The 11,272-nt window shown below is 35.8% G+C and carries 10 protein-coding genes; 4 read left to right on the top strand and 6 right to left on the bottom strand.

Translation table 11 applies throughout. The features are described 5' to 3' along the window. The first annotated feature begins 12 nt into the window (after positions 1-12). Positions 13-603, top strand: coding sequence for a CDP-alcohol phosphatidyltransferase family protein (locus tag RCG20_RS19230; protein ID WP_308181743.1), 591 nt, complete (start codon positions 13-15; stop codon positions 601-603). A 252-nt stretch (positions 604-855) separates the two neighbouring features. On the opposite strand, the gene RCG20_RS19235 is transcribed toward RCG20_RS19230, so the two are convergent. The 3 genes from RCG20_RS19235 to RCG20_RS19245 form a co-directional block, all read right to left on the bottom strand. Continuing rightward, the gene (locus RCG20_RS19235; RefSeq protein WP_308181744.1) at positions 856-1,458 is read right to left on the bottom strand and encodes a hypothetical protein; all 603 of its coding nucleotides are present in this window, start codon (positions 1,456-1,458) and stop codon (positions 856-858) included. A 652-nt stretch (positions 1,459-2,110) separates the two neighbouring features. Continuing rightward, on the bottom strand, positions 2,111-2,419 hold the full coding sequence (locus RCG20_RS19240) for a hypothetical protein (RefSeq protein WP_308181745.1): 309 nt from the start codon (positions 2,417-2,419) through the stop codon (positions 2,111-2,113). Between the two features lie 524 nt (positions 2,420-2,943). Further along, on the bottom strand, positions 2,944-3,243 hold the full coding sequence (locus RCG20_RS19245) for a cobalt transporter (RefSeq protein WP_308181746.1): 300 nt from the start codon (positions 3,241-3,243) through the stop codon (positions 2,944-2,946). A gap of 328 nt (positions 3,244-3,571) precedes the next feature. Here RCG20_RS19245 and RCG20_RS19250 point away from each other — a divergent pair, with 328 nt between their 5' ends. Continuing rightward, on the top strand, positions 3,572-4,273 hold the full coding sequence (locus tag RCG20_RS19250; protein ID WP_308181747.1) for a lysophospholipid acyltransferase family protein: 702 nt from the start codon (positions 3,572-3,574) through the stop codon (positions 4,271-4,273). 308 nt (positions 4,274-4,581) lie between these two features. On the opposite strand, the gene RCG20_RS19255 is transcribed toward RCG20_RS19250, so the two are convergent. Then, a complete protein-coding gene (locus tag RCG20_RS19255) occupies positions 4,582-5,127 on the bottom strand; it encodes a competence protein ComK (protein WP_308181748.1) in 546 nt (181 codons plus the stop codon). Positions 5,128-5,968: 841 nt separating this feature from the next. On the opposite strand from RCG20_RS19255, the gene RCG20_RS19260 reads away from it, so the two are divergent. Together RCG20_RS19260 and RCG20_RS19265 are read left to right on the top strand one after the other, a co-directional pair. Further along, a complete protein-coding gene (locus tag RCG20_RS19260) occupies positions 5,969-6,457 on the top strand; it encodes a sigma-70 family RNA polymerase sigma factor (RefSeq protein ID WP_308181749.1) in 489 nt (162 codons plus the stop codon). A gap of 771 nt (positions 6,458-7,228) precedes the next feature. Then, on the top strand, positions 7,229-8,719 hold the full coding sequence (locus RCG20_RS19265) for an amino acid permease (RefSeq protein WP_308181750.1): 1,491 nt from the start codon (positions 7,229-7,231) through the stop codon (positions 8,717-8,719). 182 nt (positions 8,720-8,901) lie between these two features. Here the strand turns inward: RCG20_RS19265 and RCG20_RS19270 are convergent, their stop codons facing one another. Further along, entirely contained in the window at positions 8,902-9,834 is a 933-nt protein-coding gene (locus tag RCG20_RS19270; RefSeq protein ID WP_308184403.1) for a response regulator, read from the bottom strand. Next, positions 9,809-11,074, bottom strand: coding sequence for an ATP-binding protein (locus RCG20_RS19275; protein WP_308181751.1), 1,266 nt, complete (start codon positions 11,072-11,074; stop codon positions 9,809-9,811). Before RCG20_RS19275 ends, RCG20_RS19270 begins: the two co-directional genes overlap by 26 nt. Between the last annotated feature and the right edge of the window lie 198 nt (positions 11,075-11,272).

Raw genomic sequence — 11,272 nt, forward strand, 5'->3', positions numbered from 1 at the left:
GAGGGAAAAGCGATGCTCGATACCCATGGACGAGCTGTAGTACAGCCCATTATTTCGAAAACAGCATTCGTTTTTTTAAAAATGGGATTAAAAGCTAACCATGTAACCATTATTGCTTTTTTAATCGGAATTTTTGCCAGTGTCCTTGTTTATTTAAAACAGCCAGTTGCAGGGGTAGCTGTTCTTTGGCTTTCAGGTTTCCTTGATGCAGTGGATGGAAGTATGGCAAGAAGGAGTAAAACTTCAACACCTTGGGGTACTGTCTTAGATGTTACACTTGACCGTATTGTAGAGGCGGGAATTCTAGTTGCCTTAGCGTTTCGGCATCAAGATCCATCGGTTTTATTATGGTTTCTTTTCCTTGCTATTTCTATCATTTTTACAATGACTGTTTTTTTGACCGTTGGTGCATTATCGGAAAAAGAGAGCATGAAATCATTTTATTATCAGCCTGGCCTTGCAGAACGAACCGAGGGGTTTATCTTATTTTCTCTTATGGTTCTTTTCCAATCCCACATCGTGTTTTGGACCATTGTCTTTCTAATCGTTGAAATCATTACTGGATTACAACGATTAATCGAAGCCTATAAAATACTCAAGTAAAAAAAAGGGCCTGACCCCGCATGCGGTGGTGTGTTAAAATGTGTCTTTTTTGGAATGTGACTAGATAGGTTTTACAGGTTTGTGTGCCTGCACTCCCAGGCTTAGTAACAGATTAGTGTTCTTGGTGTCAGGAAAAAAGCCTATGAATCCAGAATCTAATTTTGGGGCATTAACCCCGACACGTTAAAGCGGTAACATAGGTGGGGTCAGGCACCATTTTCTTTGCTCAACAAAAAAAAGGAATCAATATTTCTATTGATTCTCATTATGAGTCGGCATTGATTTTCCGGTAGAGTTGACAACGGATAGCGGATTTAATTTGTTGGCAAGATGTAAAACGGCTTTGGATAAAAGAAAACCCAAAATCAACGTGATGCAAAAGGTAAGAAGTGAGCCAATTGTTCCTAGTTTTTCAATCATGAGATGGATAATGCCAGCAACCTGTACTGTCATAATCGAGAGAGAATTCCACAAGCTGTGGCCTCGGACTTTTTCCATCAATTTAAATGAGGAAACGTCATTCGTTTCTGCATCGGCTGCTTGGTGAATCTCTTTCAGTCTGCGTAGGATGATGGGGCATAATGCCATCATCACAATGAGCATCACGAAAGAAACATCAATCCAAGGGAACTCCCAACCCCAACGTGAGAAGGATAGATAAATAGAAGTAACCAGAATTAAGACAATGCTAAAGAACCAAAATTGTCCCATTTTCATGGCCCAATAGGAACAAATCCACATTGCTTTTGTTTCTTTTGAAAAGACCATTCTCATCATGTTCAAAAAAGTTATCACTGCTGCTGAAAATACACATATAGAACCGAAAAAATGGAAAATGAAAAACGTATTATACATTATAGCCTCCGACTTCTTATTACTAGTATTTTAACAAGAAGAAAAAGGTTAAACAAAGCATTTTTTCTCTCGCTTTAAAAAAGGGGCCTAACTCCACATATAGTGGTGTGTTAAAACGAACTTTTTTAAAATGGGACTAGTGAAGGTTTAACATGTTTATGTGCCTGCACTCCTTGGTGTAGTAGCGGATTGGCAGGGAAAAAGCCCATGATTCTAAAATCTAATTTTGGTGTCATACTCCGATACGTTAAAACAAAAATATAGGTGATGCCAGGCACCCTAGAAATGCCCCGATACGCAGAAAATCATTGTTTATCCGCCAAAAAACCACTTTTATCCGTCAAACTAGGTGATTTATCCGTCAAAAATTTATTATATCCGTCAAACGAATTTATCCGATAATAATATTATTCCCCACCTCCAGAACCAACACCACCCTACGACATAGTGGTGTCTGAATACGCCTTCCGTAAAATGCAAAATAAAAAACGCCAAAGTAAAGAAAATCAGAGCCGAAGCTGCCTAATAAGCAACACAATCAGGGATTTTACTTAAAAATAAAAACATCGGTAAAAAAATACCGATGTTTTTTACTTTTAAAGTCTACCGAATTCAATAATCAACAAAAGAAAATAATTGATATTTATAAATATTATTCTTCCATTAATTCGTGACAATAGCCGTTATTTGTAGCATAAATATCATACCATTTGTGCTCCGGGGTTTTAAACCACTCGGAGTGAGATAAATAGATAATATGTCTTAATTTACCTTCTGCATCTAGGAAAGATTTAAAAATTTTATAATTTTCTTTTTCAAACGTTTTTTCAATATATTGTTTAATTTCTTCTCTTCCTATACTTTTTAAATATTCTATATCCTTTTTATGTAGTTCTTTCAAATCATTAATAAAAACAAATAAACATAATACCAAAAGTATATAAAGTAGTATTTGAACCAAAGCAACTTCCTCCTAAAATTTTATCGAGAGATTATTACGAACATATAAGACTCTAAAACTTGTTTCTAAAAAGTAGGCTAAATGCTGCAAATCTTGTTCCTGTCATCATCCTTTTTTTTAAAAATATATACATGAAAATTGTACATCATATTTAAAAAAGAGGTGTTACAAACATTTGAACAATAATCAACAAAATTACCATTCTCAGCTTAAAATCTATTGTAAACTTTTGCATTTCAATAATAGGTCCTCACTCATAATTTTCCGACTTCCTAAAAATGGTTCGTAGGCCAATTTTTGGTGGGAATTTCTCGCGGTTTATGTATGCTGTGAACTATCTGTAAGGAGAAACAGTCTATGAACTTGGAATCATAAAGGAAAATCAAAGAACTAGAGGTGATGAGTAGAGGTAAGATCATTCTTAAAGTCTAAATAAAATTCGCAACAAATAGAAAGACTGGCTCAATTTAGTCAATTAGTATCGACTTTTTGAGCCAGTCTTTTGAGATTAGTTTCTTATTCTATTAATAATATGGATACCCTGCATATGGGTAGGGAGCTGGGTAAGGGGTTGGATATGGAACCGGATATGGGTAAGCTGCTGCTGATGATAATGCTCCAAGCGTTAGTCCTCCTAACACGCCCCCAAGAAATGGTGTGCCGAAGCCTCCATATCCATAGTGTCCCCCATAACCGCCGTGATGACCTCCATAGTAACCACCGTGACCACCAAAACCACCAAAACCACCGTGTCCTCCGTATCCACCATGACCTCCGTAATGTCCCCCATGGTGTCCCCCGAAAGCTGGTCTTTGATTTATCATGTAAATACATCTCCTTTTTTTCAGTAAATACTTTAATTCTTATGGTATTCAAGCCTAATTTTTAGCAAAGAAGAATAGTCCTTCGTAATGTACTGTATGCATGATAAGTGTCCAATGAATGGGCGTGTGAATAAAATTTAGTCAATAACCTAAATCTAATCTATCTAGCAACATTGAAAAAAATAATAAAACTTGATCTTAATCAAGTAATAATGATAATCGTTATCATATACTAAAGGATAATATCGAATCATTATGAAAAATCAAACGAACGGAAATCAACAGGCAAATTTAATAGAGCCAAACATTAAGGTGAAAAGGGGAAAATATGCGAACTCTAATATTTCAAGGATATTTGTGGAGTTATATTTTAAGTAAACTAAACAAAACATTTACCATAAATAGATTAAGTAAAGCTGGTAAGAACAAAGAAAAAGGTGAACTAATAAATAAGGTCGTTTTAAAATGCACAAAAAAACTAGTTGAAATTTCAGGTGCCGAAGTATTAGTTTCAGGAACAGAAAATGTTCCTTTAAATGAACCCGTTTTGTATGTTGGGAACCATCAATGCAATATGGATATTCCCCTTTTATATTCAACAGCACCTCAATCTATGGCATTTGTTGCAAAAAAAGAGATGGAAAAAATTCCTTTTTTGGGATATTGGATGAAAGAGCAAGGCTGTGTGTTTATCGATAGAGGGAATGCTCGTAGTTCCTTAACAGCTATAAACCAAGCCATTGGTAATTTAAAATTAGGTCATTCAATGGCTATTTTCCCAGAAGGAACTAGAAGTAAAGGTCCACAAGTTGGAGATTTTAAATCAGGTAGTTTAAGAATTGCTATGAAAGCGGGAGTTAAAGTCATTCCTGTTTCCATTAAGGATTCTTACAAATTGATCGGGAAAAAGGGGAAAAATAAAGTTACCAAGGTCTCTTTGCATTATTCTGAACCTATTGATTCAAAAAACTTTAAAGATACAAACGAACTAGCTGCAGAAGTCCTAGCACAAATTGAAAAACATTTGTAATTAGGTCTGGCACCACTCACGGAAGGGACCTGACCCCACATTCACTAAAATTATAAAGTAAAAAAAGGTATAATTCACTCAGGCAATGAGGTACTATACCTTTTTTTCATTGATTATGTTGTAGTGCAAGTTTGATTTTGACAATCTGTTGATTGGAGTGGAAGGTGCGAAAGGACCGCGTTCGCTGAGCACCTGGAGCGGAAATCAACAGGCATGTTTAAAAGAACTTTCTAATTTAGGGGGCTTTTTCTTTACCCTCTAATGACAGGGGCGATTGATTATGGTATCCAAATTAAACTGCTATGTAGTCAATGCAAATTCTCTTTGGTTTGATTTGTGATCTGGATGGTGTCTGATTCCTCAATGATTTTAAAGCATCTTTCTAATGGAGGCATATTATCTTTTAAAATGATTTCTCTTAATTGCTGTGCCTTTTGGCGTTTATTGTTAAAAGCACTTTCCTTCATATTAATAATGAATGAATGACCGAAAGTGGTTAGCACCTCTGTTTTCTGAACACCTTGTGCTTTGGTTCTAATGACATGATAAAGATTGAACCATACACAATTTTTCTTTTTAAAAGATTTGGTTGGAAATAACCAGATGTCTTTGTTTTCATTTATTTTGATAGGGTACATCTTCATTGGACCAAGAATATGTTTGGAGCCTTGAAGTGCACCGCTGAAGCTAGAGCCATAGTTTAATAATGTCTTATCAATTTGATCGACAGGTGATTCATTCACCACAAATGAGTTCACTCCTTCAATCACTCTTGTACAAAGGTTACCCCATTTATCATACTCTCCAGTAAACAGGACTGTATTTTCATTAATCACATGATCATTGATCTCCATATAATAGTCTCCTTATATATTGCTCTTCTAGCAATATATCCAATTTTATCTAACTGAATAAAGTGAAAGGAAGTAGCATGAACTAATTCGACAACGACTGTGAGAATCATTTGTACAGTTTCAAAGAAATCTAGTTTGTTATGGAGCAATCTTGGAGAAGCTAATCAGAATATATAACCATAAATTCTGCTAGCGTATAAGGGAACTACGCCTCTGTCATCGCTTTAGGGGCTCAACAATCGGCAAGTTTTCTTTATTTGCATTAATAAGACAATATGCATTTTCAAATGGAGTTAAAATGAGGTATGTCCGGAATCTTCGGTAGCAAAAGCCTATGTTCCATCGTAAGACTTGCTTTTAAAAATTTATCGGATAATTAGCCTTTTATTGGTAAAAAAGACCCATGTAATCATTCCTTCTTATTCTAGCAACAGCCTCCTTTTAGCATTCGATAAACCGTAACAGAATATTCATAATATTCTATTGACACCATTATAAACATATTAATTATGTAAAGTAAATCAATTTTTGTAAAAAAAGTAGAAATTTCCCAAATTAATTTTATCTTTATTTTTGAAACACAATCATTTCTAGATTCTCCATTACATAGATCAAGAAAAAGCCAGATATCTAAACAGCTGTATCCCAATTAATATGGTTCGTGCATGAAATTGCTAAAAGTCGACATCAAATGTGAATTTTGACAGTAAAAAGCGACTAATAATATCAATTTTTGCATTCAAATGTGAAAGGACGAAATTCGATGTATTCCTGTTTTCCAGGTATGTTAAAGCTACCCGGGAATACATTGGAAAGCGCGCTATCCTGAAGGGATTCGCAAGTGGAAAGCTTTGATCAATTAGCTATACAGTACAAGCCAATGATACACAAAATCATCCATTCACTAGGAATTTATAAAAATTTCGAAGAATTCTATCAAATTGGGTTAATTGGGCTATGGGATGCAAAAGAATGCTTTGAAGCTGAAAAAGGAGGCTTCACAAATTACGCCTATTCGTATATTAAAGGCAGGATTTTAAGTGAATTAACAAAGTCTAGTAAACTGGAAGAAAGAAATGTCTATCCGAAGGAGGAATATTGGGAAACGGTCGAAGACACCAACTTTGCACGGCCATTTGAAAAAGAAATCTTACTCACTTTTTGTGATCATTTAACTCAAAAAGAAACAACATGGGTGATAGATTCCTTCCACCATTGCTTGTCTGTAAAGGAAATCGCGAAGAAAGAGGGAGTATCGATCTCGGCAATTAAGCAGTGGCGAAAGGGAGCTGTGCAGAAATTAAGAGAGAGTCTGTTCTTTTGTGATTGAGCGGGGATTGGCTGATTGCATTCTTGTAAGTTGGTATTCTACTGGTCCATGGCACCGAATCTAGAAAATTAGTGTTTGACCACCACATCTGTGGAAATGAATGATCGATATTGGTGCCTGTCAAAACTCGAGTAATCTTGTTGCACCGCTAAGTTCCTATGTATGCCATTTAATCAAAAAAATCACTTCCGAAGTCGGGGAGTGATTTTTTCCGATTGGGGATTTAAAATACAACACTATCAATGAGTAGAAACAGAAAGCCAGAGCTATTTTTTAGCTAAGCAGAATGTATATCCATAAATTCTACTAGTGCATAAATGGCAACTACGCCTAATCATCGCCCTGAGGTGCTCGATAATCGGTGATTTTTTAAAAAAATAGATGAGCAATTGTAGCTGCCATAATTATAGTATTAAAATTTTACGAAAAAATTTGGTGAATAGTAAATTTTTATATTAAAAGCTTTAATACGGTACATTATTAGATTGATAACCTTTTAAAATATGCAAAAGAATCGTTGACATGATAAAAACTAAACTTTTATAATATAATTAATTATTAGTCTATTCTAAAAATTAACATTAGACGAAGAATTTAACACTTATGTAAATTTGGAACACATATTGGAGGTGGTAATAAAGCGTAACGCCTGATAAGGGCGTTAAAGTTTGGGATAAAGGTTAGGGTTTTGAGTTTAACAAAGCAATTTTTCCTATTTTTTATGAAAGCGCTTTTATTACTAATAAAATTTTCTAAAAGAAGAGGTATAACATGCAAAATACTCAGTTGGACCTATCTCCAGAAACTGAACAGTCTTCAAACAAATTACAAAGAAAGTTAAAAGCACGCCATCTAACTATGATTTCATTAGGAGGGGCAATTGGTACAGGGCTATTTCTTGGAAGCGGCCCAGCCATTCACAATGCTGGTCCTGGTGGAGCATTTGTTGCTTATACTGTGATTGGGATTATGGTTTATTTTATCATGACAAGCCTAGGTGAACTGGCAACATTTATGCCAGTAAGTGGTGCATTTAGTACATACGCATCCCGTTTTATTGACCCATCCTTAGGTTTTGCCTTAGGCTGGAATTACTGGTACTCGTGGGCGATGACACTTGCCGCTGAACTTTCTGCATCAACAATGGTTATGAAATTTTGGTTTCCTCACAGTTCTTCATTTTTATGGAGTTTATTGTTTTTGGTCGTCATTTTCTTACTTAACTATTTGTCTGTCAGAGGATACGGGGAAGGCGAATACTGGTTTTCCTTTATTAAAGTAGCAACGATAATTGTTTTCATTTTTGTTGGTGTGCTAATGATTTTCGGTATTATGAATGGAAAACCAATTGGTTTTAAGAACTTTACCGTTGGTGATGCTCCGTTTGCAGGTGGGATAATGGCTACTTTAGGTATCTTCATCGCAGCTGGTTTTTCCTTCCAAGGAACAGAAATAATTGGTGTTGCAGCAGGTGAAAGTGAGGATCCAGTAAAGAACGTCCCACGTGCTATACGTAGCACTTTTTGGCGGATATTCTTATTCTATTGTCTTGCCATTCTTGTAGTTGGATTAATTGTTCCTTATACTACTAGCAGTTTAACAAGCGATTCGGTTATGGTAAGTCCATTTACAATGGTATTTAAAAAGGTAGGACTTGCATTTGCAGCATCGTTAATGAACGCGATTATATTAACTGCGGTATTATCAGCAGGAAATTCAAGCCTTTATGTAACAAGTCGGATGATGTATGCAATGGCAAAAGATGGGCTTGCACCGCGTATTTTTGCCAAAATCAATAAACGGGGTGTTCCTGTTCCAGCTGTAATTGCAACGACGATTGTCGGGATGTTAGCGTTTTTTGCATCGTATTTCGGTGATGGCGTGGTTTATATTTGGCTAATGAATTCAGTGGGTGTTACCGGATTTATTTTTTGGCTTGGTATTGCAGCTAGTCATTATCGTTTCCGAAAAGCTTATGTTGCCCAAGGATATTCATTGTCGGATCTTCCTTACCGTTCTAAATGGTTTCCATTCGGTCCAATCTTTGCATTTGCGCTCTGTTTTATTGTCTTAATGGCACAGAACTATCAAGCCTTTACGAGTGATCACATTGATTGGGGAAGTGTAATTGCTGCCTATCTAGGAATTCCATTATTCCTTGTAATGTGGCTGGGTTATAAGTTTATAAAGAAAACAAAGGTAGTTCCATTGAAAGAATGCGTATTCGATTTCGATGAGCATCGAAAAGCAACAATGAAATAATAGTTCGAAAATAAAGCCCTCATTTAAGGATATCCCTTAAAGAGGGCTTTGCTTTTTGAAAATAGTTGAAACACGTAAAATTTTGCGCATGGGTCTTTACATAAGATAACACGAAAACACAACCAGCTAATCTCCGCTAGTTGTGCCTTTTATAAGCAAGAGAACCGTCCCTATGCTTCCTCCTATGCTTCCTCGTGCCCTTTTGCTTCCATGAATAATGCTTGGATGAATTTTTTAATGTTGATTCTTGTGTTTGTTGTGCCATTGTGAATTTTTCCTTCGAGCTCAAGCATTTTCATTCGCACTTGGCTATAGTCAAACAATTTGGATGAATAATGTTCAAATGTTGGGTTTCCGTAATCGATTAACCCGAGTGAAGCGATGTGCTCAAGCACTTGTTGGATCGCTCGGCGAATCCGTTGTTCACTTGCTTTTACTTCTTTCCTTTTTTCTTGGGGAGAAACGGTAGAACCGAACCTTATTTCTATTGCCCTCTCGTACAAATCTTTTAAAGGAGGGACTTCGCGAATTCTCTCTTTGTCTAGTTGATGTAAAACTGTTAAAAGATCTAACAGATCTTTTTCGCCGTTCTTACCAATAATCCCTAGTTCCAGAAAGATTGAATTTACTGATGATAGTATGGTATTTTGTTTGCTCCGCTGAACGTTCTCCGGTGAATGTTTTTGTGTCCGAGAAGTCAAGAAGTTTAATGAATTTTGAATATCATGGAGAGATTTTTCTAGTAAAACATAATCGCGCACTTTCATAAGAACACTCACTACCTCAAGCCGGTTAATAGGCTTTGTTATATAATGTTCAACTCCAAGTGAATAGGCCTCACTAATCAAATCCTTCGTTTCAACTTGAGAGATCATAATGATTTTCCCGCGGAACAATGGAGCTATTTCCCTAATTGTCTCAATTCCATCGCGACCTGGCATGAGCAAATCAATAAGGAGGATATCAACCTTTTGTGATGCAAGGGTATGGGGAAAGACTTCTGAGCCGTCCTCTGCTTCCCCCACAATTGTCCCCATTCCTTCGTCTTCAATAATATTTGACAGCATCCCCCTAATGGTGGCCGTATCATCAACAATAAAAAAGTTCACGATCATCATCCTCTTCAATTAAACTTGCTACCGGAAGCAGAATTTCAAAGGTGGTTCCAACTGATTCCATTGAATCAATCAGTTTAATTCTACCCCCGATATTTTCAATGACATTCTTAATGTATGACAAGCCGATTCCATTTGAGGCAATTCCGATTTGGTCATATTTTGTTGTAAAACCAGGTTCAAAAATAAATGGTTTGATTTTCGGAGAAATCCCGCATCCATTATCACTTATACTTATTTTGATCATTTCATCAGCTTTTTCAACGGTTAACACAATCTGCCCTTCCTGGATTATCGCTTCAACAGCGTTTGAGACAAGATTATTCATCAGGGAAAGGAGGATAAATGTCTGGTAATAAGGATGATTACCAGAAATATTTACCTTGTAATCTACCGTTTTGCCTAGCATTTCTCCGTAGTTTTTATTCGAACGAGTAATAACGGCAATAATTTCTTCTATGCTAATAAAATCATCTAATTTTTCTTTAGCCATTAATTTTGATAGACCTGCATAAATTCGCTGATTATCTTTTTTGATTTCGTGCAATTCCCCTGAAATTTTAAGTGCTGCTTGTGCATGCTCTTGATGGTTAAGATCTTTTAAATCACGATAGAGCCTGTAGCAGGCACTTGTTAACTCCTCTGCATTTTTCATGGATTTTTTCAATTGAAACATCTCTGCGTATAAATTTGAAATTAATAGTAAGATCTGCTCGGTCCGCTTTCGCTGCTCCTCTTCAGCTAATCTTGTGTCTCTTAAGATGAGAATATTGAAAAAACCAAGAACGAAGAAACTGCGAATAATAGCAACCATTACAATAATAAAGACGGTATAGGAAGTAATTTGCATATGGGTCGTGAAATGGCGAATGGAAGACTCAACCAAATTGGATATGACTTCAAGCACGATACCAAGCAATCCAATAAGAAGCGGTCGTTCATTCATATTTTTAAGTTTAAAAATATAAAAAAACAAAGCAAATATAAAGTAATAAAAAAAGACAGGAAAATGGGAATTAAATGAGGTCTGGAACTGGAATGAATCAACTTGAACTCTATCCAGAAATACTCGAAAAGTAACGACCGCACTCCCAGTTAAAAATCCAGCAATAATGGGATGGATTTTGCGTGACCATAACAATGTAAAGAAAAAAACGGATGTTCCCATGCTTATTCTAAGATCGGCACCAATAAAAGGGTAGAACTTCAACTCACCAGCAGTGGGGATAGTAACCATCATAAACAGGCAGGCTAATAATTTATCACGAATAAGATCACTTCCAATTAATTTTGATCAAATTAAAAAATTTTAAAAAATCTAAATTTATTTTTTTCGATTTTGTAGGTTCTTGTAGGTTCTTGTAGTCTGTAGAATATGATCAAAATGGGTAATAGCAATTTAACCCTTCATAAAAATGATAGGGTAAATTTGTTGAAG

It is taken from the genome of Neobacillus sp. PS3-40 (genome assembly GCF_030915485.1).
Lineage (GTDB): Bacteria > Bacillota > Bacilli > Bacillales > Cytobacillaceae > JAUZPL01.

Excerpts from the sequence above, each read along its gene's own strand:
- RCG20_RS19270 (WP_308184403.1), bottom strand. The coding sequence starts at position 9,834 with ATGATCGTGAACTTTTTTATTGTTGATGATACGGCCACCATTAGGGGG.
- RCG20_RS19275 (WP_308181751.1), bottom strand. The coding sequence starts at position 11,074 with ATGATGGTTACTATCCCCACTGCTGGTGAGTTGAAGTTCTACCCTTTT.
- RCG20_RS19245 (WP_308181746.1), bottom strand. The coding sequence starts at position 3,243 with ATGATAAATCAAAGACCAGCTTTCGGGGGACACCATGGGGGACATTAC.
- RCG20_RS19250 (WP_308181747.1), top strand. The coding sequence starts at position 3,572 with ATGCGAACTCTAATATTTCAAGGATATTTGTGGAGTTATATTTTAAGT.
- RCG20_RS19265 (WP_308181750.1), top strand. The coding sequence starts at position 7,229 with ATGCAAAATACTCAGTTGGACCTATCTCCAGAAACTGAACAGTCTTCA.
- RCG20_RS19255 (WP_308181748.1), bottom strand. The coding sequence starts at position 5,127 with ATGGAGATCAATGATCATGTGATTAATGAAAATACAGTCCTGTTTACT.
- RCG20_RS19230 (WP_308181743.1), top strand. The coding sequence starts at position 13 with ATGCTCGATACCCATGGACGAGCTGTAGTACAGCCCATTATTTCGAAA.
- RCG20_RS19235 (WP_308181744.1), bottom strand. The coding sequence starts at position 1,458 with ATGTATAATACGTTTTTCATTTTCCATTTTTTCGGTTCTATATGTGTA.